General features: G+C 61.9%; 25 protein-coding genes. 15 read left to right on the forward strand and 10 right to left on the reverse strand.

What is annotated here, in order from left to right; genetic code table 11:
• Window positions 1-69 precede the first annotated feature (69 nt).
• Window positions 70-1,353, reverse strand: coding sequence for an APC family permease (locus RJ40_RS08185; RefSeq protein WP_265580368.1), 1,284 nt, complete (start codon window positions 1,351-1,353; stop codon window positions 70-72).
• Between the two features lie 94 nt (window positions 1,354-1,447).
• Between RJ40_RS08185 and RJ40_RS08190 the strand changes: the two genes are divergently transcribed.
• On the forward strand, window positions 1,448-1,726 hold the full coding sequence (locus tag RJ40_RS08190; protein ID WP_265580369.1) for a DNA-directed RNA polymerase subunit L: 279 nt from the start codon (window positions 1,448-1,450) through the stop codon (window positions 1,724-1,726).
• Between the two features lie 789 nt (window positions 1,727-2,515).
• On the opposite strand, the gene RJ40_RS08195 is transcribed toward RJ40_RS08190, so the two are convergent.
• The gene (locus RJ40_RS08195) at window positions 2,516-3,127 is read right to left on the reverse strand and encodes a translation initiation factor IF-2 subunit beta (RefSeq protein ID WP_265582551.1); all 612 of its coding nucleotides are present in this window, start codon (window positions 3,125-3,127) and stop codon (window positions 2,516-2,518) included.
• A gap of 88 nt (window positions 3,128-3,215) precedes the next feature.
• Between RJ40_RS08195 and purL the strand changes: the two genes are divergently transcribed.
• A complete protein-coding gene (gene purL, locus RJ40_RS08200; protein WP_265580370.1) occupies window positions 3,216-5,288 on the forward strand; it encodes a phosphoribosylformylglycinamidine synthase subunit PurL in 2,073 nt (690 codons plus the stop codon).
• Here purL and RJ40_RS08205 read toward each other — a convergent pair.
• Window positions 5,266-5,736, reverse strand: coding sequence for a flavodoxin family protein (locus RJ40_RS08205; RefSeq protein WP_265580371.1), 471 nt, complete (start codon window positions 5,734-5,736; stop codon window positions 5,266-5,268). The genes purL and RJ40_RS08205 overlap by 23 nt on opposite strands.
• A gap of 85 nt (window positions 5,737-5,821) precedes the next feature.
• Window positions 5,822-6,814: a ketol-acid reductoisomerase gene (ilvC, locus tag RJ40_RS08210; RefSeq protein WP_265580372.1), complete on the reverse strand. Its 993-nt coding sequence runs from the start codon at window positions 6,812-6,814 to the stop codon at window positions 5,822-5,824.
• 141 nt (window positions 6,815-6,955) lie between these two features.
• On the opposite strand from ilvC, the gene mptA reads away from it, so the two are divergent.
• Window positions 6,956-7,891 (forward strand): GTP cyclohydrolase MptA, encoded by a 936-nt coding sequence (gene mptA / locus RJ40_RS08215; RefSeq protein ID WP_265580373.1) that lies wholly within the window; start codon window positions 6,956-6,958, stop codon window positions 7,889-7,891.
• On the opposite strand, the gene RJ40_RS08220 is transcribed toward mptA, so the two are convergent.
• A complete protein-coding gene (locus RJ40_RS08220) occupies window positions 7,888-10,764 on the reverse strand; it encodes a PAS domain S-box protein (RefSeq protein WP_265580374.1) in 2,877 nt (958 codons plus the stop codon). The two genes, mptA and RJ40_RS08220, sit on opposite strands and share 4 nt — an antisense overlap.
• 465 nt (window positions 10,765-11,229) lie before the next feature.
• Between RJ40_RS08220 and frhA the strand changes: the two genes are divergently transcribed.
• From frhA to RJ40_RS08245, 5 genes are all read left to right on the forward strand, one after another.
• Entirely contained in the window at window positions 11,230-12,597 is a 1,368-nt protein-coding gene (gene frhA, locus RJ40_RS08225) for a coenzyme F420 hydrogenase subunit alpha (RefSeq protein WP_265580376.1), read from the forward strand.
• 8 nt (window positions 12,598-12,605) lie between these two features.
• Window positions 12,606-13,151 (forward strand): coenzyme F420-reducing hydrogenase, FrhD protein, encoded by a 546-nt coding sequence (gene frhD / locus RJ40_RS08230; RefSeq protein WP_265580378.1) that lies wholly within the window; start codon window positions 12,606-12,608, stop codon window positions 13,149-13,151.
• 259 nt (window positions 13,152-13,410) lie between these two features.
• Window positions 13,411-14,172, forward strand: a complete 762-nt coding sequence (gene frhG, locus RJ40_RS08235) for a coenzyme F420 hydrogenase subunit gamma (protein ID WP_265580380.1) — start codon at window positions 13,411-13,413, stop codon at window positions 14,170-14,172.
• Window positions 14,173-14,182: 10 nt separating this feature from the next.
• Window positions 14,183-15,046 (forward strand): coenzyme F420 hydrogenase subunit beta, encoded by an 864-nt coding sequence (gene frhB, locus RJ40_RS08240; protein ID WP_265580381.1) that lies wholly within the window; start codon window positions 14,183-14,185, stop codon window positions 15,044-15,046.
• Between the two features lie 182 nt (window positions 15,047-15,228).
• Window positions 15,229-15,390: a hypothetical protein gene (locus RJ40_RS08245; protein ID WP_265580382.1), complete on the forward strand. Its 162-nt coding sequence runs from the start codon at window positions 15,229-15,231 to the stop codon at window positions 15,388-15,390.
• Here the strand turns inward: RJ40_RS08245 and RJ40_RS08250 are convergent, their stop codons facing one another.
• A complete protein-coding gene (locus tag RJ40_RS08250; RefSeq protein WP_265580383.1) occupies window positions 15,391-15,876 on the reverse strand; it encodes a DUF2124 domain-containing protein in 486 nt (161 codons plus the stop codon).
• A 258-nt stretch (window positions 15,877-16,134) separates the two neighbouring features.
• Here RJ40_RS08250 and RJ40_RS08255 point away from each other — a divergent pair, with 258 nt between their 5' ends.
• Window positions 16,135-16,377 (forward strand): PspC domain-containing protein, encoded by a 243-nt coding sequence (locus RJ40_RS08255; RefSeq protein WP_265580384.1) that lies wholly within the window; start codon window positions 16,135-16,137, stop codon window positions 16,375-16,377.
• A 44-nt stretch (window positions 16,378-16,421) separates the two neighbouring features.
• A complete protein-coding gene (locus RJ40_RS08260) occupies window positions 16,422-16,673 on the forward strand; it encodes a hypothetical protein (protein WP_322743870.1) in 252 nt (83 codons plus the stop codon).
• Window positions 16,674-17,050: 377 nt separating this feature from the next.
• Here the strand turns inward: RJ40_RS08260 and RJ40_RS08265 are convergent, their stop codons facing one another.
• From RJ40_RS08265 to RJ40_RS08275, 3 genes are all read right to left on the reverse strand, one after another.
• A complete protein-coding gene (locus RJ40_RS08265) occupies window positions 17,051-17,212 on the reverse strand; it encodes a hypothetical protein (RefSeq protein ID WP_265580385.1) in 162 nt (53 codons plus the stop codon).
• A 28-nt stretch (window positions 17,213-17,240) separates the two neighbouring features.
• The gene (locus RJ40_RS08270) at window positions 17,241-18,425 is read right to left on the reverse strand and encodes a cation:proton antiporter (protein ID WP_265580386.1); all 1,185 of its coding nucleotides are present in this window, start codon (window positions 18,423-18,425) and stop codon (window positions 17,241-17,243) included.
• A gap of 80 nt (window positions 18,426-18,505) precedes the next feature.
• Complete coding sequence (locus RJ40_RS08275; RefSeq protein WP_265580387.1) at window positions 18,506-19,162, reverse strand: 2'-5' RNA ligase family protein; 657 nt, start codon at window positions 19,160-19,162, stop codon at window positions 18,506-18,508.
• An 88-nt stretch (window positions 19,163-19,250) separates the two neighbouring features.
• Here RJ40_RS08275 and RJ40_RS08280 point away from each other — a divergent pair, with 88 nt between their 5' ends.
• Window positions 19,251-19,682, forward strand: coding sequence for an FKBP-type peptidyl-prolyl cis-trans isomerase (locus RJ40_RS08280; RefSeq protein ID WP_265580388.1), 432 nt, complete (start codon window positions 19,251-19,253; stop codon window positions 19,680-19,682).
• Window positions 19,683-19,687: 5 nt separating this feature from the next.
• Here the strand turns inward: RJ40_RS08280 and RJ40_RS08285 are convergent, their stop codons facing one another.
• On the reverse strand, window positions 19,688-22,363 hold the full coding sequence (locus RJ40_RS08285) for a cation-translocating P-type ATPase (RefSeq protein WP_265580389.1): 2,676 nt from the start codon (window positions 22,361-22,363) through the stop codon (window positions 19,688-19,690).
• A gap of 88 nt (window positions 22,364-22,451) precedes the next feature.
• Between RJ40_RS08285 and RJ40_RS08290 the strand changes: the two genes are divergently transcribed.
• The 4 genes from RJ40_RS08290 to RJ40_RS08305 all read left to right on the forward strand — a co-directional run bounded on the left by RJ40_RS08290 (window position 22,452) and on the right by RJ40_RS08305 (window position 26,791).
• On the forward strand, window positions 22,452-23,159 hold the full coding sequence (locus RJ40_RS08290; RefSeq protein ID WP_265580390.1) for a DUF432 domain-containing protein: 708 nt from the start codon (window positions 22,452-22,454) through the stop codon (window positions 23,157-23,159).
• Entirely contained in the window at window positions 23,159-24,088 is a 930-nt protein-coding gene (locus RJ40_RS08295; protein WP_265580391.1) for a mechanosensitive ion channel family protein, read from the forward strand. Before RJ40_RS08290 ends, RJ40_RS08295 begins: the two co-directional genes overlap by 1 nt.
• A gap of 5 nt (window positions 24,089-24,093) precedes the next feature.
• Window positions 24,094-24,603: a HEAT repeat domain-containing protein gene (locus tag RJ40_RS08300; RefSeq protein WP_265580392.1), complete on the forward strand. Its 510-nt coding sequence runs from the start codon at window positions 24,094-24,096 to the stop codon at window positions 24,601-24,603.
• Between the two features lie 1,090 nt (window positions 24,604-25,693).
• Complete coding sequence (locus RJ40_RS08305) at window positions 25,694-26,791, forward strand: HEAT repeat domain-containing protein (protein ID WP_265580393.1); 1,098 nt, start codon at window positions 25,694-25,696, stop codon at window positions 26,789-26,791.
• The last annotated feature ends 34 nt before the right edge of the window (window positions 26,792-26,825 follow it).

Consider the following 26,825-nt stretch of genomic DNA (forward strand, 5'->3'; position numbering starts at 1 on the left):
GAGAGAGCGTCTTAACTCTCCTTCTCATTATTTTTGGGCGTCCCTCTGATCTCGCATCCCCCTTCCTGGTCAGGCACTCCCCGGCGCCTGCCATCGATACGAGAGAGCGATCCCGGCCCCGGCCAGAAGGAGGCCGAGGAAGTATATTCTCGTTTCGAGTTGCGCCAGGAGAAAGAGGGAGAAGAGGATCCCGAGGACAGGGACGAGGGGGACCGGTCCGATCGAGAGCGGGATCCTGAAAGGTCGGGGGGCGTCGGGCATCCGCAGTCTGAGGACGATGGCCGTGGCATTGATGAGCACGAAGGTAAGGAAGAGGGCGAAGTTGGTGAGGTTGGCGACGAAGGCGATCTCGCCGGCGAGGGTGAAGGCCGCGGCGACGGCGCCCACCCCCATCACCGCGACCCACGGCGTTCCGAAACGCGGGTGGACTGTTGCGAGCCCGGCCGGAAAAGATCCCGCCGCCGCCATCCCGTATGCGAGTCGGGACGCGGCGACGATGAGAAGGAGGGTGGTGTTGGCCGTCGCAAAGAGAGCGACGATCGTGAGGGCGGCGAAGGCGTTCGCGCCCAGGGCGGCCCCGGCGATCTCGGCGAACGGCGCCCGGGAACCGGCAAGCCCCTCCCATCCCATCACCGAGACGGCGCTGAGGGTCACGAGCATGTACAGGACGACGACGATACCCAGGGCGAGGATGACCGCTCTCGGGATCGTCTGTTCCGGCCTCTTCGTCTCCTCGGCGAGTTTCACCATCTCCTCAAAACCCATATAGGCGAAGAAGACCAGGGCCGCCCCCTGGAACACTCCCGGAAAACCGAGCGGCGCCTCCAGATAATCCACCTCCCCGAGGTGGGGGAGGCCGATGAGGACGATGGCGACGATCCCCCCGACTTCGATCATCGTCATGGCGATGGCAAAGAGGGCGGTCTCGCGGATCCCCCGCACAGAAAGAGCGGAGAGCCCGACGATCAGGATGACCGCCGTTGCGAGTGCCGGGAAACGGGTCGCCTCTCCGAAGTACCCGCCGAAACCGAGGGCGACCGTCGCCGCCGAGAGGACGCCGGAGAGGAGGATCAGCCATCCGATCACAAACCCCGCCCGGCCCCCGAAGCCCTCCGAGACATACGCATACTCGGCCGAGGCCCGCGGGAACATGGAGGCGAGTTCGGCATACGCAAGGCCCGTGCACGAGGCCATCACCGCCGAGAGCCCGAAGGAGGCCCAGACGGCGTTGCCCGCCAGACCGGCCGCCTCCCCGAGGAGTGCGTAGATCCCGGCCCCCAAAATGATCCCGACGCCGGTGAGGGTGACCTCCGCCAGACCGAGTTCCCGGCGCAGCCTCCTGCCTCCGTTCATACGTTCTCATGATCCCGGTGGCCAATATAAAGGCCGGACCCCGACCCCCCGGTACCCATATCTATATACTCTCCTGCTCACCACCTATCTTTACATGGATATCAAGATCCTGGAGCGTGAAGAGGACAAGGTGCGGATGGTCCTGAAGGGGCAGGGCCATACCTTCATGAACGCCCTCGCCGAGGAACTGCTTTCTGACCCCTCGGTCGACGTGGCCAAATATACGATTTTGTTCCAGTTCTCGGAGCCCGAGCTCTTCGTCACCACCAGAGACGGTAAGGATCCGATCGTCGCGGTCCAGGAGGCCTGCGCCCGCCTCACCTCCCAGTGCGACGAACTCCTCGAACAGGTCCGGGCACAGAGCACGGCGTGAACGATGCCGCGGGACGCAACCCGCGTCGTCACTCTTCTTTATACTCCCTTTCCGGGCCGGGTTGGACCGGGCACACTGAGTGAACCTTAACGTCGGTCCCGGCCTTCGCGGGGCCGCTGTCGCAGAACCCCCGGGTATGGGCTCTGTTGAATCGCTCATGAAACGAAAGCGCGCCTCAAGCGTACCGCATGAACATTGTTCTGAGGAGATCGTCGGGATGTGGAGGGATTCGGGGGTTCTCCCCCCGGCGCGAGAGAGCAGATGAGAATATCTCATCCTTCTGCCGATCCGTTACGCAGGGGCGGGGGTGTGCTCGGCCCCTGATGTTCACTCCAGAAAAGGTATTCGACAGAGTTCCATTTTTCGGCCCTGTAGAAACCATCCTCTTTTCATCCCTTCAACCCCCCTATGATCGAATCCATCGCCTTCCCTCATTCTTGCGCCGGGGGCGCTGCCCCCGGACCCCCGGGATGAAGATAGGGCCGGGAAGGGGCCATTGATGCACCTGAAGAGGGGGTTGTCGTCCTCGCTCCTATCCTGATGCGGGGGGTCCGGGGGGCGGCCAGCCCCCCGCAAAGATACCCCTCCAGAGCATTTCTACAAAGCCCATTTTTCATTCGATGAGATCAGAAAGGTCGGTCCGTAAAAGAGAAGATCTCTGCAGAGGTGCGGGGGAGAGATCCCCCCGGACGAGGACGTCGCGTGATGGAGTGGGTGGCCGCCGCCCTCGCCTGTGCCGGTCTCCGCAACCCCCGGATAAAATGGAAGAGACCGGGTTCTGGGTTGAGATCAGACCCGTTCGGTGAAGACGATCGAGCCCGAGACCCTGGTGATGCGCACCTTCACCGTCTGGCCCGGCTTTGCCTTGGAGACATACATGATGTACTTGCCGATCTTGACGACGCCGTCTCCACGCCTGGAGATGGACCCGATGGTGACGTCCATTTCCGAGCCTTCTTCCAGCTGGTTCGTGGCTTCCTCGGTGCGTGCCCGGCGCTTCCTCACCGGCCGGTGCCCGCCGCAGGCGTCGCACCTGAGCAACAGCACCCGCCCGTCCTTGACCAGCCTTGTGTCAGGCCGGCCGCACTCAGAACAGATCACATAGTCCTCGACGTATTTCTTGATCGCCGAGGTGATCATCGTCTCGTCGAACTTTCCGTTGAAGACGGCGCGGGTCCCCTCGATCTTCCCCGCCGTCCCGAGTTCGCCGACCAGGGCCTTCATCAGTTGATCAGGCTCACGCCTGATGTAACTGGCGATATCGGTGAAATTCTCGATGACCGTGGTCTTGCCCTCAAGATAGACCTTCGCGTCCGGGATATGGAACCGCTCGGAGTTGTCTCCGATCTCGGTGATATTGGCGTAGGCCTTTTTCAATAACTCTTCATAGGGATCTGCCATGACGTACATTATTGCCGGGAGGGGTTATAAGAGATGGCTCCTTCCCCCTGAGATGGATATATAGTCCTCGAAACCCACCTGTGAGTACATGCTGTCTGCCGATGACCTTGGGTTCATCACCGGAAAACTGGGCCGCGACCTCACCGATGTGGAGGCTGCGTGCTTTGAGAACCTGTGGAGCGAACACTGTTCATATCGTTCGACCAGGTCTGTTCTCAAGACCCTTCCGACCGAGGGGAAGGACGTCATCCTCGGACCCGGGGACGACGCTGCGGTCGTCCGGTTCTCCGAAGACCTCGCCGTTGTGGTCGGGATGGAGAGTCACAACCATCCGAGTTATGTCGACCCGCACGACGGGGCGGCGACCGGGGTCGGCGGGATCGTCCGTGACATCATTTCGATGGGTGCCCGACCCATTGCCCTGATGGATCCCTTATACTTTGGTTCGCTCGACGAGGAGAAGACTCGCTACCTCTTCGAGCACATCATCGGGGGTATCGGTGACTATGGCAATTGCATCGGCGTCCCGGTGGTGCGGGGCGAGACGGTCTTCGACCCCTCGTATCAGGGCAATCCCCTCGTCAACGTCGTCTGTGTCGGCGTCGTGGACCCCGACCGGTTCCTCACCGCACGGGTGAAGGCGCCGGGGAACCGTCTGGTCCTCTTCGGTTCGTCCACCGGACGCGACGGTCTCGGCGGGGCCTCGTTCGCTTCACGCGACCTCTCCGAGGACTCTGAGGCCGCCGAGCGGACGAGCGTTCAGATCGGTGATCCCTATACCGAGAAACTGCTCATCGAGGCGACCTGCGAGATGGCCGAGACCGGCAAGGTGCTCTCCTGCCGCGATCTCGGGGCCGCCGGACTTGCCGGGGCCTCTTCGGAGATGGCGAGCACCTTCGGGGCACGGATCGTCGCAGACAGGGTCCACCTCAGGGAAGAGGGGATGAACGCCGTCGAGATCATGCTCGCCGAGTCCCAGGAACGGATGCTCGTCGAGGTCGCCCCCGAGGACGTCGCCCTCATGGGATCGATCGCCGAGAAGTACGACCTGCACTGGAGCGAGATCGGCGAAGTGATCGCCGAGCCGCGCTACATCGTCGAGTTCCACGGCGACGTGGTCTGCGACCTGCCGGTCGGCCTCCTGGTCGAGGGGACGCCGGCGTGTGCCCTGCCAAAGACGCCGAGGACACCCGACACCACCTACACTCCTGTCGAGGGTGCGCTCAAAGACCTGGCCCTCGCTGTCCTCTCGCACCCTGACGTCGCCTCCAAGGAATGGATCGTCGAGCAGTACGACCACCATGTGCAACTGCGGACCGTCTCCACCGAGCACGACGCGGGCGTCCTGCGCCTCGGCGACGCCGCCCTGGTCCTCTCCTGCGGGTGCAACCCGCGCCAGATCGCCCTGGCGCCGTACGAGAACGCCGCCAACGCCGTCTACGAGAACGCCGCGAACCTCGCCTGTCTCGGCGCGAGGCCGCTCTGCATCGTGAACTGCCTCAACTTCGCCAGTCCCCTCCACCCCGAGGTCTACTGGGAGATGGAGCAGAGCGTACTCGGCCTCGGTGACATGGCCCGCACCCTCGGTGCGCCGGTCGTCGGCGGGAACGTCTCGATGTACAATGAGAGCGACGAGTTCGGGACCGAGATCAGACCGACCCCGACGATCGGGATGGTCGGGAAGGGTCCGGTCCGCCGCTGGCTTAGCCCTGCGGTCGGCGACCGCCTCGCCCTGGTCGGGTCGACCGGTGAGCATCTCGGCGGCTCGGTCCTGGACGCCGTGACCGGGTGCGGCGGTGCGGCTCCCTCGAAGGCCGACCCGGCGGTTCTGGAGAAGGTGAGAGATCTGGTGGCGGCCGACGCCCTCACCGGGGCGACCGACCTCTCGAAGGGCGGGCTGATCGCCGCCCTGGCAAAACTCGCCCCCAACGCCGGGGTTACGCTCACGGGCGATCCCCTTGTCGCCCTCTTCTCCGAGACCTACGGCCGGTTCCTCGTCGCGTTCAAGGACGAATCAGTCCTCGAAGGTCTGGAGTATCAGGTCATCGGCACCGTCGGCGGCGAAGGACTGCGCGTGGCGGTCGGGGACGAGACGTTTGTCCTCTCTCCCGATGAGATCGAGGACGCCCGCACCTCGATCACGCGCTTGATGCGCTTCTGATCACCTCGGCCAGTCCTTCCGGCCCCTCCCCTTTTTTCAGGTCTTTGTCTGAGACATGGAAAGTGCCGGCGACGATCATCCCGCGTCCTTCGAGTTTTGCCGAGAGTTTTTCGAGGGTACTGCCCGGCATGCCGCCGCTCGTCGCAAAGGCCACCGCCCGTTTTCCTTCGCAGTTTCTCAGGGCGGCAACGATCGCGTTCGCGGCGGGCGTCGGACTCCAGGCCCAGACCGGCGTCCCGACGACGACGAGATCATACGCGCCGACATCGATCTCGGCAGGCTCGATCTCGGCCTCCTCCCCGCGGCGCGCCTTCGGCGCCCCTTTGAGATACATCATCGACTTCGAGTAACCGGCGAGGTCTCGCACCTCCACCAGATCGGCCCCGACGATCCCGGCCGCGGCGGTGGCCAGGGTCCGCGTCTGTCCGGTGCCCGAGTAAAAGATCATACAGGTCTTCATGGAGAAGTGCTCAACCGGTGCGGGTATGAGCGTTGCGGCACGGCACGCTCGCACAAAAAAAGGGGACGGTGTCTTATGACTTTTTGAACTGGGGCATCAACGCCCTGATCTCCGCCCCGACCACTTCGAGGTCGTGCTCCTCGTCGGCGCGGGTCAGGGCCGAGAAGACCGGACGGTTCACCTGGTTCTCCAGGATCCACTCCTTTGCGAACCGGCCGTCCTGGATCTCTTCGAGCACCTCCTGCATCGCCACATAGACCTCGGGCCCGATGACGCGCGGCCCGCGCGTCAGGTCACCGTACCGTGCGGTGTTCGAGACGACCTCGCGCATCTTCGAGAGACCTCCCTCGTAGATGAGGTCGACGATGAGTTTCAACTCGTGGCAGACCTCCAGATAGGCCATCTCCGGCGCATACCCGTTGGCGACCAGGGTCTCGAACCCGGCCTTGATCAGGGCCGAACACCCGCCGCAGAGCACCGCCTGCTCCCCGAAGAGATCGGTCTCGGTCTCCTCCCTGAAGGAAGTCTCGAAGACCGCCGCCCGCGTCGCCCCGATACCTTTTGCATAGGCGAGGGCGATGGCCCTTGCGTTCCCGGCAGCGTCCTGTTCGATGGCGATGAGTGCCGGAACACCCGCGCCTTCCTCATACAGCCGCCTGACCAGATGACCGGGACCTTTCGGCGCGACCATCGCGACATTCACGTCGGGTGGGGGTGTGATCTGCCCGTAATGGATGTTGAACCCATGGGAGAACATCAGGGTCTTGCCGGCGGAGAGCCCCGGCCTGATGGATTCCTGATATGTCCGCGCCTGGTCCTCGTCAGGGAGGAGAACCTGGATGACGTCGGCCTGCTGCACGGCGTCAGAGACCTGGAAAACCTCGAGCCCGTCTTTGATCGCACTCTCCCAGCTCTTTCCCGGCCGCACCCCGATGATCACATCGAGTCCCGAGTCCCTGAGGTTCAGTGCCTGCCCGCGCCCCTGGGAACCGTAGCCGATGACCGCGATTCGTTTTCCGGCCAGCACGCCCAGGTCGGCGTCTGCGTCATAGTACTTCTCAACCATCTGCACCACGCGCTTAGTGCTATCGAAGTCCATAAATAACTATAGCGGGTACCTAAAACTACTACAGATTGGCGCTTTTGGATTTTCTGGACTGCGTCAAATCGTAAATGAACTTACATTCCAGCGACGAGGGTAATGAGAATGGATCTGCCTGATGTACAGTCGACGTGTCCGGATGTCAGAATCAACCTGACGCGTGTCGGCGTAAAAAATGTGAAGAAGCTCGTTGAAGTCTCCCGCCCCGATAAGCGTCCTGTCGTTTTTATCTCTAATTTTGACGTTTATGTCGACCTCCCCGGAAGCCTGAAGGGTGCGAATCTCTCTCGCAACTTCGAGGTGATCGACGAGGTACTCCAGGAGGCCATCGACGGAAAGGTTAGCGAGATCGAGGAACTCTGCAGCGTTGTCGCCCGGAAACTCCTTGACCATCACGAGTATGCAGAAAGGACCGAGATCCAGATGCGCAGCGAGTTTATGGTTCGCCGCGAGACCCCGGTCTCCAAGACCTGGTGTCATGAAGTGGTGAAGGTCTATGCTCGCGCTGTTGCGAAGAGGAACGGGGAACACCCGATCATCAGAAAGAGCATCGGTGCCGAAGTAACCGGCATGACGGCCTGTCCGTGCGCTCAGGACATCATGAAGGACCATGCCATCCATGTGATGCAGGATCTCAAGGTCGAACCCGAGAAGATCGACGCCTTCTTCGAGCAGGTGCCGATGGCCACCCACAACCAGCGCGGTCGGGGCTTCCTCTGCATCGAGACCGACGACGACTCCCACGTCTCCCTTGAGGCGATCATCAACGTGCTCAAGGCCTCGATGAGCGCCTCGATCTTTGAACTTCTCAAGCGCGGCGACGAGAACTATGTCGTGATGCAGGCACACTCCAACGCGCGCTTTGTCGAAGACTGTGTCCGCGAGATGGCCAGAAGGGTGGTCCAGGAGTTCGGCGACCTGCCGGGCGACTCGGCGCTTCTCCTCAGACAGACGAACGAGGAGAGCATTCACCAGCACGATGCCTACGCTGAGCGGAAGGCGACACTCGCCGAACTCATCTGCGAGTTGAACGCCGATTAAGAAATTTCTTCTTTTTTCTGCGGCCCATACGTACCCCGCCGACTTTCTGGCCGCGCCAGAGCCACTCCGAGGACCGCCGGGCCCTTGCCTTTCCAGTCCCGAAGCGGGATAAGCCATCTCTCCTCCCCGTCCGCGATCTCCTCTCTGGTCGGACGTCCGCTCTCCAGGGCTTCTCTGATCGTTTCGGCGTTCTGAGTTGCCGGGCATATCTCTTCGGGTCTGACCACGAAGGTACGGGAGGCGCTCAACTCCAGCACCTGTGCAATGCTCTCCATGTCGAGGTGTGCCGTCTCCAGCGCCTTTTCCAGATCTTTTCTCCCGGTGATCTCGTTGCCGATGCAGGTCACCCCTTTGAGCGTGCCATCTGGAGCGTACACCGCCCGGTTGGTCCAGGAGAACCAGAGACGCCTCCCGTCCCGGGTGATGTTCTCGTACTCGCAGGTCTGGAACTGGTCCGGGGCGGTGCAGATCGCCCGCACAAGTGCCCGCAGGTCGCGGCCTGAGGACTCGGTCTCAGGGATGATCAATCCGAGCACACTTCTACCGATCGCATCCTCTCCGGTGTAGCCGAAGCACTCCTCGGCAACGGTGTTGAGGGACGTGACCCGGCCCCCAAGGTCGAGGGAGAGGATGACCGAAGTGGTATGCTCGACCAGTGTCCGATACTGCTCTTCGCTCCTGCGAAGAGCCAGATCTGTCTCGACGATCGGGGTGACGTCTCTGACCACTTCGATCGCACCGATCAGATCGCCGGTATCGTCGAAGAGTGCCGAGGCCTTCCCCCATACGTACGCTCCGTCCCCCGCCTTTGCCGCCGGACAGTGAGCCCTCCCGACGACGACATCTTCCAGACGCTCGAAGTGGAGATAACCGGGTGGAGGATCGACGTCGGTCCCGACCAGATCGAGGAGGACCGGGCGGCGTTCGCCATAGAAGGGGATAGCGTACGCGTGGTCCCCCTCTCCGATCATCTCTTCTTTCCTGACCCCGGAGATCTCCTCCATCGCCCGGTTCCAGGCGATGACCTGCCCGCCGGTATCGACGATGACGGCGGCATCCGGGAGAAATTCGATGATGTCCGCGAGTTGTCGGTTCGTCCGCCTGCTCTCTTTCTGTGCCTCCCGTTCGGTGGTGACGTCTCTGAAGAACGTGGCGATCTCATATACAATTTCGTCCACGACCCTGACCGGGGTCATGGAGACCTCGAAGGTCTTCCCGCAGGCCCGCACCTCGCCTCTGGCAGGACGTCCCTCTCTCAGGACGCCCTCCCGCAACCCGTCAAGGACGATGTGCAGGGCTTCGACACGCTCTTTTCCAGTCCGACTGAAGAACCGGTCTGCCCGTTCGTTGACGGCGAGCACCTCTCCTTCAGCATTGGTGAGGACCACCAGGTCGAAGGAAGCGTCAAGGAGGGTACGTGCCCGTTCCCGACTCCGTTTCAGGGCCAGGCGGGCGTGCCGCCGGTGGAGAGCGACAGCCGATTGACGTATGAACGCCTCGATCAGTTCTCTGTTCTCTTTCACCTGCCCGTTCCCCGGCAGGACGACCACGTCCCCGAAACATGTCTCATGAGAGATGAGTGGAGCGTAGATGCATCTCTCCCCTGCCCCCACGAATGCTGCGGCGGGATGGCCGACGAGGTTTACCTCATCGTACAGGCAGGTCTGTGCATATTCTCTGAGTCGCGGGGCCATCGGAACACGCGTTCCTGCACGTTCGCCTTCCAGCCTCTTCTCCTCTTCTCCGGCCACAACCGCCTTGATGCAGAGTTCATCCTGTTTGTGGTCATAGGAAGAGACGACGACGGTTGAACCCGGGAGAAGTGTCCTGACCTGCCTGCCAATATATCCGAAGATCTCCTCGTCGTCTTCCATCTCCACAAAGGCCATCGCCGTCTTTGAGAGGAACACTGTCTCCTCGGCGTGACGACGCTGCTCCTCTTCGGCATGCTTCTGGGCGGTGATGTTTCTGGCGATGGTGGAGGCCCCGACCACCCGTCCCTGTTCGTCTCTCACCGGCGAGACTGAGATGGCGACGTCGACCATGGATCCGTCCTTTCTGAACCTGATCGTCTCAAGTCGGTCTATCCCCCTTCCCGCTTCGATCTCCCCCTGAATCCTGGCGATTTCGACTGCCTTCTCCGGCGGGACAAGCGGGTCGAGGGTCTGCCCGATCATCTCTTCTCGCGTGTAGCCGTACAGCCGTTCGGCGCCCCGGTTCCATGACACCACTCTCCCGTCAAGGTCTTTGCCGATGACGGCATCTTCGGTGGACTCGACGATGTTGGCCAGAAAAGTCCGCATCCGCCAGGCCTTCTTTATCTCGGTGAGATCTTCCAGGATGATCGTCGTCCCCCTCCCCCCCTCCTCGAAGGTGGTCGGGAGGATCTTGGCCCTGAAGATATTCTCGTCTCCCCAGGCCACCTCGGGGACCACCACCTCGCCTGCCGGTTGATCGTCCAGGACCGAGAGCACCGCCGGTGAGGTGACGACCGGGAGACCTGACGCAGAGATCTCCAGTCCCAGGAATTCTTCTTTGTTCTGTCCGGAGAATGAGATGAACGGGGCGTTGATCTGGAGGACTCGACCTTCGCCGTCGAGAACCACGATCAGATCGCTGGAATATTCGAGGAGTGCCGAGATGGGGAGGCGCTGAGAGGCGGTGTAGACCTTGGCGGCCCCGTAAGTCCGCATCTCCGCCTGGCCTGAGATGAGCAGCATCTCAAGGTACTTTGCGACCGAGTTGCGGTTCAACCCCACTTTTCGTGAGATGTCGGATATGCTCAGGCCCTTTGGATTCCGGCGCAATATTCGCCTGATCTCCCTGAGTTTTTCAGGTCCTTCCCCCATATGTGCCGGGACATAGAACGCCACTCTTCATTTAAATTCTTTTTTTGATGTTCCGGTTTTTTGCCCTGCGCGTTTTCTGCAATACTCCCAATTTTTCTGCTTTTATTTGAACGCTTCCCCGAATCTTTCGGTGGCTATGGGGGTTCAAAAACGGTTTGCCCGGGTATTCCGGTTAAAAGGATCTGTTTCAAAAAAGGCCCGGGTAAAAGTATAAATTTAATTATCGTGCTGCTTTGAAGCGTGGGGGTGTGCATGTCGGGATAAAATATTTTTCAGTTCTCATGCCCCTGGTGCGCGAGATTGTTCAGATGAAGTCCACTTGTTTTGCGCGGTGATTTGTGGTAATCGGGTGTTAAATCGAAAGGTATAATTAAACCTGGGGGATAAGTGCTTCTAACGTACTTCTGTGGTACGTGTCACACCTATTGCACAGGTTCGAAATCATAGTATCGCTGTTTGAACAGTTCGAATCGAAATGAGGCGATATATTTGTCGAAAGTTGTAGAGATTTCCCCAACCACGAGGCACGAGGGACACTCCAAGCTTGTCCTGAAGGTAAATGACGAGGGCATCGTCGAGCGTGGTGACTGGCTTTCCATCACTCCGGTGAGGGGTGTTGAGAAGTTGGCCGTCGGCAAGTCGATGCACCAGGTGCCCAAGATTGCCTCCCGCGTGTGCGGTATCTGTCCGATTGCCCACACGCTCGCAGCAACAGAGGCCATGGAAGCGTCGGTCGGCTGTTACGTTCCTGAAGATGCAATGCTCCTGCGTTACATCCTCCAGTGTGCGAACAGGCTGCACAGCCACGCCCTGCACAACATCCTCTCCCTGCCTGATATGTACCTGCCGGGTACCGACACCAAGATCAACCCGTTCACTCCCGAAGAGCCGGTCCGTTCGGTTGCCCTGCGGATCCAGCGGCTCCGTGAGATCGCTCAGACCGTCGGTGAGATCGTTGGTGGCGAGGCCATCCACCCGTCCAACCCCCGTGTCGGCGGTATGTACAAGAACATCACCCCGCGGGCCCAGCAGAAGATCTATGACCTCGCAAAAGAGGGCAGGATCCTTGCTCACGAACAGTCCGAGTTCATGATCGCGGTCTTCAAGAATTTCCAGAACCGCGACTGGGCAGAAGTGGCCGGCCGCCAGGTCCCGATCCCCGACGACCTCGGCTACCACAACCAGGGTTACATGGCCGCGGCTCCGATCTACGGCAGCAGCAGCCTTGACGACAACCCCACCTGGTTCCCCGAGCGCTGGACCGAGGTCCGCCCCTGGGACTGGTACATGGGTGAGGAAGAGATCACCCTCGAAGACAAGGACTATCCCGTAGGCGGCACCACCCCGGCAGGCGAGAAGGCCTGGCCGCAGATGCAGGCCTGCACCGGCGTGCCCCTGTACGACGGTCAGCCGGTCGAAGTCGGTCCGCGTGCCCGTATGGTCCAGTTCAAGAACTACGACCTGAAGGGTGCCATGGGTCTCCAGATCGCCCGGCAGATGGAGTACGAGGCATGTGCCTACGGCATGATCGAGGCCGTCGACGCCCTCAACACCTCCGGCAAGGTCGTTGCCGACGAGATCCCGCAGGGCGACGGCACCCTCGGCTGGGCCGCCAACGAGGCCCCGCGTGGCTGTGACGTCCACCTGGCAAAGGTCAAGGACGGCAAGGTCGGCTGGTTCTCGATGCTTGTCCCGACCACCTGGAACTTCCCGACCTGCAGCCGCGCCCTCACCGGCGCCCCGTGGGAACTTGCAGAGGTCATCGTCCGGGCCTATGACCCGTGCGTCTCCTGCGCCACCCACATGCTGGTCGTCGACGAGAACAAGAAGATAGTGGCCCAGAAACTCCTCGAGTGAGAGTGTTCATGTTATACCCGGAAATCGTGATTGTAGGATGCGGAAACCCCCTCTTCGCCGACGACGGCCTCGGCCCCGCGGTGATCGAGGAACTGGACCGCCTGCAGCTTCCCGACAACGTCAAAGTCATAGACGGAGGGCTTGGAGCCCCGCACTTTATTTTTACGCTGATCGATCCGGCGGTCACCAAAAAGATCGTCGTCATCGATATCGCGGAATTTGGTGCGGAACCCGGCTCGCTTGCAAAGTTCTCGGTCGAAGACCTGCCGCCGGGAAGTTACCGCGACGCGCATTCCTGGGATCTCACCGAGCCGCTCGGCCGGCTGAAGGACCAGGTCGAGATCACGATCTTCGGCGTCCAGCCGAAGCGGGTATCGTCGCCCGATATGGAAATCGGGCTCTCTGAAGAGGTTCAGAAGGCCATACCCAAGGTAGTACGGTACGTACTGGCTGAAATTGGGGTGGATTATGGGGCTACTATCAAAGCTGAAAGGGATCATCTTTGGAAGGAAGGAGCCGCCCAGGTCCGAGGAGACCCTGAGGGCAGCACCTGAGCCGGTAACGGCGAAGGTTCGGCCTGAGGGTGCGCCGTCCGAGGACAAGGGGGCAGTAAAGTGGGTGAAAAAACCTGCGCCAGCTCCGGCAATGAGGCCTGCACCCGTGAAAGAGGCCCGGCAGACATCTGCTGCCGGAGAGCCCGCCAAAGCGGTTGAAGTCACACGAGAGGCTGAACAACCGACACCCAGACCTGTAGCGAAACCTTCTGAGATAGAAGTGGAAAAACCGTCTGAGAAAGTTAAGGAGGAAAAGCCTGTGGTAGAGAAGATTACCGTTGGGCATGTGCACATGAGCGGCTGTACCGGATGCCTTGTGTCCTTTGCAGATAACTACGAAGGACTCTTCAAGATTCTGGACAACTACGCCGACCTCGTCTATGCACTGACCCTTGTTGATGTCAGGCATATCCCTGAGATGGACGTCGCCCTTGTCGAGGGTTCCGTCTGTCTCCAGGACAAGTGCTCAGTTGAAGAGATCAAAGAAGCCAGGGAGAAGGCGAAGATCGTCGTCGCCCTCGGTGGCTGTGCGGCATACGGGAACATTACCCGGTTCTGCCGCGGTGGCCAGTGGAACCAGCCGCAGATGGAGTCGTACGTCCCGATCGCCGATCTGATCGACGTCGACCTCTACATCCCCGGCTGTGCGCCGACCCCGCAGCAGATCAGGAACGTCTGTATCATGGCCTACCTGCTCCTGAAGGGAACCGACGAGCAGAAGGAACTCGCGGGTGCCTACCTCAAGCCGCTCATGGACCTTGCCCAGCGCGGCGACGAGGCCTGTGGCTGCGACCTGATGTACGACGTGATCAACCAGGGTCTGTGCATGGGCTGTGGTTCCTGTGCAGCGGCCTGCCCGGTCCGTGCGGTCACCATTGAATATGGCAAACCGAATATCGACCGTGACATGTGCATCAAGTGCGGCGCCTGCTATGCCCAGTGCCCGAGGAGCTTCTTCAACTTTGATGTGATGAATGAGTTCGAAGGGATTTCCGAACTCATCAAAGGAGTCATGGAGTGAGGTGAGAAACATGGTACTCGGTAATTACAAGTCTGTTGTTGCAGCACGCAGCGCTGACAATGAGATCCTGAAAGGTGCCCAGGACGGCGGCATCGTCACCCAGCTCTTCGCGTACGCACTCGAAGAGGGGATTATCGACGGCGCCATCGTAGCAGGGCCTTCCGAAGAACCGTGGAAGCCTGAGCCGGTCATTGCGACCACCAAGGCAGAGCTTCTCGCGGCCCGCGGAACCAAATACACCCTCTCCCCGAACATCTCCCTCCTCAAGGAGGCGACCCGCAGCTACGGTCTTGACAAGATCGGCATCGTCGGCACCCCGTGCCAGATGCAGGCGGTCCGCAAGGCCCAGCTCTACCCGGTCGGGATGCGGGACGTCCCTGACAAGATCGCCCTCGCGGTCGGGATCTTCTGCATGGAGAACTTCCCGTACCAGAGCCTTGAGGCGATCGTCGAGGACCACTGCAACGTGAAACTCGAGTCGGTCAAGAAGCTCGACATCGGGAAGGGCAAGTTCTGGGCCTACACCGAGCGCGGTGCGGTCACCCAGATCCCGCTCAAGGTCACGCACAAGTACGAGCAGCCCGGCTGCCACGTCTGTCTGGACTATGTCTCCAACCTCGCCGACATCTCGACCGGATCGGTCGGTGCCCCTGATGGCTGGAGCACGGTCTTTGTCAGGACAAAGAACGGTGAGGACACCTGGGGCAAGGCCATCGCCGCCGGGTGCTTCGAGACCAAGCCGATTGAGGAGGTTAAGCCAGGTCTCGACCTTGTCAAGAAGCTTGCGACCGACAAGATCACCAAGAACCAGAAGACACTTGAGGCACGTGCCACCTTCGGGGTGGGTAAGGGTCTGCGTAACCCCTACATCTAATCTCATTTTTTGCACGTTCTTCAATGGTCCGGAAGGGTGCGGGTCTGCTGCAGTCTTCCGTCTTCTTTTTATTTGACTGATTTTATCAGTGCGAAACGATTATATGTGATCCCCCGAGTATGTCTCCAGTGGGGGGGACGGTTCTGTATAAAAAACAGATATCTTTTGAGGATCTCGTAGACATGCCTTTTTTCGAGGGGCTTGCGGCGCTCGCCCTGGCACGAAGGGGCGACCTCACGGTCATGATCTGGGGGAGACCTGCAGGGGCGGATCAGGTCGAAAAAATGGTGGATGAGATCGTCAGGACACTGAAGCCGGAGGAGACGGTCCAGGTTCCTGCCTGATCAGGCCCGGTAGATGGTCACCGGGTCGAGGGTTGCATCGATAAGGAGGTCGAAGGCGATCCTCCCGGTCCATCCGGCCTTCTCGAACATGCTCATGAAACAGACCCCGGCCGGTCTGGCTTCAGGGTACTTCGCGACGAGGGCGGCGGCCTCTTCTGCGGTCACCTCGACATTCGGCATCGCAAGCCCGCCCATGATCACGACCACCTTCGGATCGATCGTTTCGGGCCGATCACCGATCTGCATCCCGATCCCTGGTGCGGGGGAGATCACCCTCGCCTTCTCTTCGTTCAGGTACGGGACAAAGACCTGTTCGAGAGGGAGGTCTCTGGTGGCGAAGGCCAGGAGTTCGATGAAGGGGGTGCAGGTGCCCGGACAGCCATAGTAGATCACCTGAGCGCCTTCAGGGAGTCCTGACCTGACAAGGTACTCTTTGAACGGCCTGAGCATTCCAGGCACTCCTGTGAGTTTTTCTTTCGCTTCCATATACTGAGATCCGTCAGGAGGTATATATACCGTGGCGCTTCTCTTATGCGGTTATCATCTGGCCCAGAAAGATGACCATGATGATGATCATGGCAATAAAGATCGTGCCACCGACAAGAAGGAGTGCACGGTCGAATTTCCCCTTTTCGGATCTCTTTTCATCCATTGGTCCATCATTTGGTCGGAGGGATAATGAAGGTGTTGGGTTGTTCCTGTCTTCCAAAAGGGCTAATTGTGGAAGAGATCAATAATCGAAAGATGGCAGAAAAAAAACTTTTCCGTCCGAAGGAGGGGCGGATGATTGCGGGGGTGTGTGCAGGTATCGGGAAGTACTTCAATGTCGACCCGACGTGGGTCAGGATCGTCTGGGCGATCGTGAGTCTCCTTGGCTATATCATCCCGGGAGTGCTCATCTATATCATCGCCGCGATCATCATCCCTGAAGAGGAGGAAGGTGTCCTCGATGCAGAATATGTGGTGAGGGAGGAGCGGGAGGCCTGATCCATCCCAAAAATTATTTCTGAGACGAACCGTATGGTTCCGTGATGACATACCGGTACGCCGCCAGAATGGGGAAGACGCCCCGGTCCTTTATCCGGGAGATCCTGAGGGTCACTGAAAGCCCCGAGATCATCTCTTTTGCCGGAGGCCTCCCGAACCCGGCGCTTATCCGGGTTGAGGAGATTGCAATGGCGGCTCGATCGGTCTTCGAATCCGGGGGTGCCGCTGCCCTCCAGTACGCCACCACCGGGGGCTATCTCCCTCTCAGGGAGTTCATCGCCGACCGGTACCAGTAGTTCACGAAAATTATGATCTGACCCAGATCCAATGGAACCCCTCATATGAGGAAAGGGTTATGTTGGGCTCTGTAAAATTCCTCTTCTGGAATGAACATCGGGGGCTGACCACACCCTTGCCCCTCCGTGATGGACCGGCAGAGGAAGGGAACACCCTCAGAACGCTCACCACCAGCCTTCCCGTCCCTATCGCAATCCCGGGGGTCCGGGGGCAGCGCCCCCGATGAGAGCATGGAGGAAGGCGGGCGATCGATCAGACGTGCCGCCCCCCCAGAAGGACGGGAAATTCTCATCTGCTCTCGCACGCCGGGGGGAGACCCCCCGGACTCCCCCACGGCGAAGATAGTCAGGGGGCGGCGAAGTGCGCTCGGTTCCCGTCACCCTCCCGGTCTCTCCTCGACGACCCTCTTCGAGCGTGCCCTTGTCGAGCAGGTCGCCGTCTCCCCGGCCTCCCCTTTTATGTGGGCGGCGGCGGGGAGACCACGGTCCGCCTGAACTTCTCGAACGCCGATGAGGGGAGGATCACCGATGGGATGCACCGCCTCGCGCGGGATCTCGACGTTTAGATCAGGCCGCGTCGGCTGTCTTCCTGTACAGCCAGTTCCGGTAGACGATGGGCGTGATCACCGTCGTCAGCAGACTCATCAGCACGATGGCCACATAGACGCCCTGGTCGATGAGTCCCTGGTTGAGACCGATGAGGGCGACGATCATCGCCACCTCGCCTCGCGGCACCATCCCAAAGCCGATGATCAGCGAGTTCCTGGTGTTCACGCCCTGGAGACGCGCCGGGATCCCGCAGCCGATCAGTTTGGTGACGACGGCCATGACGGTCAGGGCGAGGAGGAAGAGCATGATATCGGGGGTGAGGGCGTTGATGTCGACGAGGATCCCGAGCGAGACAAAGAAGATCGAGGCGAAGATGATATGCAGGTACTCGGCCCCCTCCTTGAGGTCGCGGGAGTGGACGAGGTCGACGCCCTTGAACGAGATCCCGGCGATGAAGGCCCCGATGATCGCCGAGATCCCGATGAACTCGGCTCCCATCGCGAAGAAGAAGGCGGCGGCCATCGCGGTGATGAAGACGAACTCGGGGTAGTGTTGTGCAAACGGCGTCCTGTCAATCCGTTCAAGGAGAGGGGCGACCAGTTTGATCCCGACCGCTCCAGCGACGACGATGAAGGCGAGGTCTTTGAAGACCGTCGTCGCGACTCCAAGGGGGGTGAAGGTGCCTGAGACCACATCGACAGAGACCGAGAGGGCGATGAGGGAGAGGACGTCGTCGATGACCGCGGTCCCGATCACTGCTCTGGCTGCGGCGCTGCTCAACTGCCCCATCTCCTTGAGGACATTGGCGGTGATCGCGATGCTCGTGGCGGTCATCGCCGTCCCGACAAAGACGGCGCTCCCGAAGGGGTACCCCATCGCCTCTGCAAGCCAGAACCCGCCGAGCCAGGGTACGGCCACGCCGAAGAGGCCGATGATCACGTACCGCCGGTCCAGGAGGTCTTTGAGGTCGAACTCCAGACCGATGACAAAGAGGAGGATCACGGCCCCGAGGGCGGCGAGGCTCCTGACAAAATCGGTATAGGTGATAAGGGCGAGAAAACTCGGTCCCACGACGAGGCCGACCAGGATCTCGCCGACGACGGCGGACTGGTTGATCCTGGATGCCACCAGGTATCCGGTGAGCGCCACAAAGAGGAGCAGGCTCATCTGAAACTCGATGGTCGTCTCGATCCCGGTGCTCATGTTCAGGGGTGTGTCTCGTGGATATTAAAGGAGTATGGCCTGAGAGAGGATGTTCTCCTCCTCTCAGGTTTTCGGTTGGGTCAGGGGAGGGGGGCCAGGGCCTGCCGTCCTCCGAACTCCCTGAGCACCGCCCGGCAGGTTCCGCCGTTGCCCAGGTGGCAGACCGCGACGGTCTCCGCGGTGAAACGGTAGGGGAGCAGGAGTCTGGTGTCCGGGTCGGTCGCCTCACCGACTCCGAGGGTGATGTGGGGCGAGTAGCGGTCGCCGGCATGGGCGGCCCCGAACTCCCTGACATACTTGAGGATCGCGGGGTCGTCCCCCTCGCCCTTTCGAACCGCGAGCATCGAGGGTGCGGTCTCGGTAAGGGCGAACGGTGCGAGGCCGCGGACGACCTCGTCGTGGAGTGCCCGCAGCGCGGGTTCCGGAGCGATGTCGAAGCCGGAGACCGGGTGGCCCGGAGCGGTCATGACGCTGGAGACCCCGGTGAGGGTGAGGTCGAGGGGCCGGTGCCGCTCCCAGACCCCGGTGAGAAGTTCGCAGACGGCGGAGAGATCGGAAGCCCGGATCGGGGCCATGGCAAGGGTGATATGGGCGATCCCTCCGCCCGGGCCGAGGAGAACCCCGCGGTCCTTGCTGCGTCTGATCAATGTCCGGTTGATCCGGCCGACCTCGCTACGGACTTCGGCCGGTGGAATGAGGGCAATATCGACGGCGATTGCCTCTTCCTCCTGATGCATGGATGTAGAGATATCCTCTGAGATGATATGCTTTTCCTGCCCGACCCCCGCCCACAAACTACTTCACCTCCTGCTCCGCAGGTGGGGTATGTCCGATCAGGCAGCACACGGAAGCACCGTCACACTCTACTACACCGGCACATTGGAGGATGGCCGCGTCTTCGGGACCACCGCCGAGAGTGACCCGCTGGTCCTGACCATTGGAGGGGGCGAGTACCTCAGGGCCTTCGAGGAGGCGCTTGTCGGGATGGTCGCCGGCGAGAAAAAGTCGTTCACGATCGATCCCGAGGAGGCCTACGGCGAGTGGCGGGAAGGGCTCGTGGCCGAGGTGCCCCGCTCGGTCTTCGGGGAGGGCCCGGCGCCCGAACCGGGGACCAGTTTCCTGGCCGAACTTACCGAGGGACAGACGGTGCCGGTGAGGGTGGCGGCGGTCACCGAGGAGACGGTTGTCATCGATGCCAACCACCCGCTTGCAGGGGAGATCCTCTGTTTCGAGGTTGAGATCGTCTCGATATCCTGAGGGTCTCATCTCCGTTCTTTCTTTTTTTCTCCGTGTCCGACCGCCCGTTTGTAACTCTCGCCTGCAAGGAGGAGGGGGAGGCCGACGAGCAGGAGGAGGAGCCAGTCGGCCCCTCCGAGCGGGACGGTTCTGAAGGCCGCCTGGAGGGGTGGGGCATAGACCGCGGCCACCTGGAGGAGGAGACTGATCGCGGCCGCAGCGATGAGGAAGGGGTTTGAGAAGACTCCGGTCTCCAGGATGCCGGCGTGCAGAGATCGGAAATTGAAGAGGTTGACCAGTTCGAAGACGACGAGCCCGGTGAAGGCGAGGGTCCGTGCCCGTTCTTCGCCGGCGCCGAGAGCGAGGGCGAAGACCATGAGGACCAGCGCCCCGATCGCCGCCCCGATGAGCACGACCCCGGCCGCCGCTCTGCGGGGAAGCACCCCTGCCGCCGGACTGGCCGGGCGGCGATGCATCACTCCTTTCTCCGCGGGTTCGACCCCGAGGGCCAGGGCGGTCACCCCGTCGGTCACCAGGTTCACCCAGAGCACCTGGGCCGGGAGGAGGACGAGGGGAAGACCGGCGAGGAGTCCGCCGGTGATGGCCACCACCTCGCCGATGTTGGAGGAGAGAAGATATCTGGTGAACTTTGCGATGTTGTCGGTCTCCCGCCGCCCCTCGGCGACCCCGGCGACGATGCTCGCGAAGTTGTCGTCGACCAGGACGATGTCGCTCGCCTCTTTTGCGGCGTCGGTCCCCTTCACGCCCATCGCGATCCCGACATGCGCCTTCTTCAGGGCCGGGGCGTCGTTCACCCCGTCGCCGGTCATCGCCACCACCGCCCCCTCCCGTGTGAAGAGATCGATCACCCGGAGTTTGTGCTCGGCCGAGACCCTGGCCAGGATCTTTGTCTCCCGCAGTTTTTCGAGGAGGGCGCCATCGTCCATGGCATCCATCTCGGCGCCCCGCAACACCCCGGTGCTCGAAAGCCCCACCGATCGGGCGACCGCCTCCGCCGTCGCCGGGGCGTCGCCGGTGATCACCACCACGTCGATCCCGGCCCGCCGGCAGAGGGCGAGGGCGTCTCTCGCCTCCTCGCGGGGCGGGTCGAGGATCCCGGCATAGCCCAGGAAGATGAAGTCAGGTTCTTCCAGGTCGTCACCCGCCTTCATGCTCCGGCGGGCGGTTGCGATCAATCGCAGCCCACCTCCTGCCGCCTCATCGAGGTCTCCCTGCAGCATCCTCCTCCATCTCTCGTCCAGGGGCAGCACCCGCCCGCCGGCGAGCACCAGGGTGCAGTGCCCGAGCACCACCTCGGGCGCCCCTTTCATGTAGGCGACCTGCCCTCCCCCCTCGGTGACTGCGACGGTCATTCGCTTTCTCGCCGAGGAGAAGGAGACCTCCTCCTCGATCGCCGGGAGTTCTTCCCGCCTGATCCCGGCCCTGGCCGCGGCCACGACCAGCGCCCCCTCGGTCGGGCTCCCGAGGATCCCCGGCTTCCCGTCCTCGTCGACCGAGAGCGAGGCATGGTTGCAGGCGGCGCCGGCCCGCAGGAAGGCCGGCAGTCCCGGTACCGCATCCGGACCGACGACCTCCCCGTCGACGAGGAAGGTGGCCGTCGGATCGTAGCCTCTTCCTTCCATCTCCACGCGCTCCCCGCCGGGGAGGGCGATCATGCTCACCGCCATCTCGTTTCTGGTGAGGGTGCCGGTCTTGTCGGTGCAGATCACCGTGACCGAGCCCAGGGTCTCGGAGGCGGCGAGGTGGCGGACCAGACAGTGCCGACGCATCAGCGCCTTCACCCCGACAGCCAGGCTGAGGGTCACCACCGCAGGCAGGCCCTCCGGGATCACCGCAACGGCCAGGGAGACTCCGGTGAGAAAGAGCTCGTAGACTTCCCGGCCCTGCAGGAGACCGATGAGCACTACCAGGACGGCGACGGCGAGGGTCATCTCCCCGATCCGCCGTGAAAGGAGATCGAGCCGCCTGGTGAGCGGGGTCTTCACCTCCTCGACCCGCCTGGAGAGTCCGGCGATCCGTCCGAACTCGGTCTCCATCCCGGTGGCCACGACCGCCCCGGTCCCCCGGCCGTTCACGACGGTCGTGCCCATAAAGACGATGTTCTCCCGTTCGGCCAGCGGGGTCTCCTCGGGAAGCGCCCCTTCGACCTTCGTGACCGGTTCTGACTCGCCGGTGAGCGGGGCCTCGTCGACCTGGAGGGTGGTCGAGGAGAGGAGGGCGAGGTCGGCCGGGACTTTGCGCCCGCTCTCCAGGAGCACGATATCGCCGGGGACCAGCACGCCGGCGTCGACCTCGCTCTCTCTCCCGTCCCGCACCACGACGGCCCGCAGCCCGAGCATCCGCCTGAGGGCCTCCATCCCCTGCTCGGCCTGCCACTCCTGGGCCGTACCCAGGATCGCGTTGAGGGCGACGATGAGCAGGATGGCAAGGGCGTCGACGCGCTCGCCGACCGCCAGGGAGATGGCCGCGGCGACGAGGAGGACGAGGACCAGAGAACTCCGGAACTGCCGCAGCATGATCGTCGGGACCGACGGCTTTTCTCCGTCCGAGAGTCGGTTCTCGCCATATCGCTCCAGGCGTGCCGCGGCCTCGGTCCCGGACAGCCCGCTCTCCCGCGTGGAGAGTGCATCCGGCACCTCGACCGGTGCGAGGGTGTGCCAGCGAGGGTCCGGGGCCGCCATCAGACCGGGATGGGTGCCCCGCTATAAAGAGCGTTCGGCCCCTGCCGCCTGAGATACCTTAAAGAACCCGCCCTTTGAAACTCAATGCGTGTACGGCACCCACGACCTCCCCTTCCACTATGAAACAGAGGATTTCTCTCTCAGTTTCGAGCATGAGGAGGGAAGATATCTCTACCACCGGGAATTATGCGGTGAGAAAAAAGAGCATATCCTCCTCTCTTCAGGTGGCCGGGTGATCATTAATCCTGTAGAACCGCTCAACCTCCCCAAGAGCATCTGCCATGCCCTCCTCGTCGAGTTCGACCCCCTCTCCATCGAACCGGGTGCCAGGGCGACGGTCTACCTCACCTTCCCCATCGAGATCGGGGTCTTTGTCGCAGGTCGCGGGAACCTCGAAGTCCTTGATATCTTCTCATGGAACGCGCCGAAGTACACCCTCTACGGCTCGTCGGACGCGGGAACGATCGCGAGGTACTGGAAGAGTGCGACCTGTGCCGCACCCCCCGACCTCGACCCCTTCAGGGAGGGGCTGCTCTCCCTGACCATCAGCAACACCACCCGTGACTGGATCGAACTCTCCAGGACGGTCCTCGAGAGCACGGGCATGAAGATCTACTACGACGATACGCAGGTCTCGATGCAGGCCAGGATGCGGCTGGTCAGTACGATGGTGGCCGAGACCTCGTTTCGCGACCGTCCGTTTGCCGAAGGACAGAAGAAGGCGCTTGAACTCTGCCAGGGACGGGCGATCCCCGGTGTGGAACGCTTGCGGTTCCTGATGGACCAGGGGTTATAATGGCGGAATCCAATCTTGACCTCTCGTTTCTGGGGGACTTCGACTGGTGGCATCTTGCCACCATCCTCATCCTGATCGTCGGGGCGGCCTTCGTCGCCAAACTCCTGACCATCTACCTCAAGAAATCTCTCACCGACAAGATCAAACGCAGCCAGCTCGACCTCCTCCTCAAGGTCGTCAACTACTCGGTCCTGGTCCTGGCCGCTCTCATGCTCCTCCCGGTCTTCGAGGTCGAACTGGGCGGCCTGCTGGTGGCCGGCGGGTTCCTCTCGATCGTCATCGGTATCGCCAGCCAGAGCGTGCTCGGCAACCTGATCTCAGGGGTCTTCCTCATCGTCGAGCGACCGATCACCATCGGGGACAACATCAATATCGGGGATGTGGCCGGCGATGTCGCCGACCTCAACATCTTCTCGACGATCGTCAAGACCTACGACGGGGTCTATGTGCGGATCCCGAATGAAACGGTTTTCACATCTGCGATCACAAACTATGTCGCCCACGTGGCGAGGCGGTTCAGTTATGTCGTCGGCATCCCGTACGACGCCGATGCCGGGCGTGCGATCGAGATCATCAGAGGGGTAATCCTGGAGCACCCCTTCGCTCTCAAGAATCCGGAACCGACGATCTATGTCGACGAACTCGCCGACAATTCGGTGAATATCAAGGTGATGATCTGGGCGCCCGCGAGCGAGTGGTGGGGAGTGTACACCGATCTCCTCTGGAAGATCAAGGCCGAACTCGAACAGAACGGGATCGAGATACCCTTCCCGCAGCGGGTGGTCTGGTTCCAGAACGAACTCGCTCTCGGGAGGGGGGTGCGGAGTGGAGAAATGTCCGATTCCCACCCTGATTACTCGTTCCCCCGGACCGGTGCCGACAATGCGGCGCCTCCGGGCCCTGACGTCGACGACGATGAAGGAAGGTAGATATCATGGATGCAGAGATCACCAGTCAGATAAAGGCACTTTCAAGCCAGAATATCGACGAACGCCATGCGGCGGAGGAGCGGCTGACGGCGATGGGGGAGGCGGCGATCCTCCCGCTCATCGAGGTGCTGACCGAGGCCGAGGAGAGCACCTGCTGGTACATTGCCAGGGTTCTTGCCAGGATCGGGGAACCGGCGATCAAGCCGCTGCTGATCACGATGATCGTCGAGGAAAATCCACAGTTCAGGCGGTACGCGGCTGCGGCCCTGGGTTCGATGGGGGAGGTGGCGATCGAGCCCCTCATCGAGGCGTTCTCGACCGAGGACAAAGCACTCCGCGGGTTTGTTTCCCTGGCCCTCTGCCAGATCGGCACCCCGGCCCTCGCCCCGCTCAAGAAACTTCTCAAAGAGGGTGACGAGGTGCAGCGGATGTGCGCCTCCCTCACCCTCTGGAAGATGGGCGAGGAGGGGATCGGCGACCTGGTCGAAGGTCTGAGCGACGAGAAGTCGTCCTGAAGAAATTCTTTTTTTCGGTTGTGGAGAACTCTCACTTTTTTGTCGATAGCATCCGAGATCTTGACTGCTTCTCAAGACAACCAATCCATCGATCGCTCTCCTCAGAAAAATTCAGCAGACATGAAACTCCGGCCCTTGCCCCCCGGCGCGAGACGGCGGTGAAAATCCTCCAGGTGGTTATCTCTGCGGGGGGCTAGCCGCCCCCCGGCCCCCCGCGTCAAGATAGAACGGGGGACGGGAACTCCCTCTTCATGTTCGCTGATTTTGCCTTCCCAGCCCTATCTTCATCCCGGGGGTCCGGGGGCAGCGCCCCCGGTGAGAGCGTAGGGGGAAGGCACGTCGATCAGGCGTGCCGCCCCGACCCCAGAATCTTCATCGCCGTCTCGCACCGGGGGAGACCCCCGGACCCCCCACGGATGAAGATAGCCGAGGGGCGGCAATTGAACAATATCTTTCAGGTGCCCTGTTGCGAGGAGAGGAATCAAGTATCCCTCCGCACTCAGGAGAACTGCGACGAGAAATTTTCATCCCGTATGCTTGAGGCGTGATCCCGCCTCACGCCGAATTCTACAGAGCCGAAAATATGCCCCCCATCACCCCCCGATGGAAAAACTTCTCCACAGCTATTTTTCCAAACATTCTTCGGGAAGGGTACATCAGCCCCGAATCTCTGACTATAGATACAGAGGCTTATGAATGCCGCAGAGATCAGATCCGGACGGGCCGTGGTGGTTACGGCACCGATGGAGTCTTTCTCTCTCCGGAGGGGGTGAGGGTCTGTGACCGCCACCGTCGGGCAGGCGTAATCTTTCTGTCCCGACCACACGGGTTTCCTGTGCACTCCAGGGAAAGACCTCTACCATATTGAATCCGAACTTCATCGAGGGAGGATGGTGTTCGGACTTCAACTCCAGAATCGCCAGATTCCGTAACCCTCCATTGGTTTCACGCACCAATCTCGGCGAGAGAGAAGGGAGGATCCATTTTTCCACGACCGGCCCTGCCGGTCGGACACACCTTTTGTCTCTGTGCGGACAGAATCGAGTGACGAGCAGATCATTTTTTACCCCGCGGCCCGCATCCTCTCCTGATGGCGGACGTGCTCAGGACGATCGTTGCCGCGGCGATTCTCATCGAGGTCGCACTGATTCTTCTGGTCCTGACCGGAGGTGCGCTTTCTCTTCCTCTTCTTTTCATCGCTGCGCTCGCCGGGGCCGCGCTCATGGTCGCCGCCTTCCTCCTCTTCCGGGGGCGACCGGGAGAAGATCCGCTCCGCGACCTCCGGAGCCGCGATCCCCGGGCGCGGTACCTGGCGGCGGTGGCCCTTGGTGAATCCGGCGACCCGTCGGCTGTCGGACCCCTGGAGGTGGCCCTCGCCGACGGAGACGAGGGCGTCAGGTGGGCGGCGCTGGAGGCCCTCGGGAAGATCGGCGTCCCTGCCCTCCCGGTGCTGACCGGCCTGCTCACCGACGAGGACGTCGACCTCAGGTGGGGGGCGGCGGTGGCCCTCGGCGAGGTCGCCGACCCGTCGGCCATCGAACCCCTCGGTGCGGCTCTCGCCGATCCCGACCGGTACGTGCGGACGCGGGCGGCCCTTGCCCTTGCCGAGATCGGGGCGCCGTCCTGCGAAGTCCTCGCCGGTGCAGCCGGGTCGGCCGAACCAGGCACCAGGTGGGCCGCCGCGCTCGCCCTCGGCAGGATCCCCGCGCCCGAGTGCGTCCCTGCTCTCTCCTCCCTCCTCGCCGACCCCGACCCCCGGGTGCGGTGGAAGGCGGCCGAGGCCCTCGGGGCGATCGGGAGCGAGGACGCGGTCGCCGCCCTGGTCGCCCTCCTCGCCGATCCGGACCAGGACGTGAAGGCCGGTGCCGTCGCCGCCCTTGCCGGCGTCGGTGCCGGTGCGGCGTCGGCGGTGGTCGAGGGGCTGAAGGTCCGGGACCGGTGGTTCGGTGCGGTGGACGCTCTCAGGGAGATGGGGAAGGCCGTCGCCGGTCCGGCGCTCCGTGCGGCCCTCGGCCGGAAGAACCCCTGGGTGCGTGTCGGTGCGGCGCTGGTCCTCGCCGAAGAGGGCGAGAAGGCCGGGGTCGACACCCTCTTCGACGCCCTCGACGACCCCGACCCGGACGTCCGCGACGCCGCCAGACAGACCCTCTCGGCCGGACTCAGGCGGGAGGATGCCGGGGAGGAGTGACCGGGCACCAACCATTATTGGGGCAGGCGACGAC

Origin of the sequence: Methanofollis aquaemaris, from assembly GCF_017357525.1 — an archaeon.
Taxonomy (GTDB): Archaea; Halobacteriota; Methanomicrobia; order Methanomicrobiales; family Methanofollaceae; genus Methanofollis; species Methanofollis aquaemaris.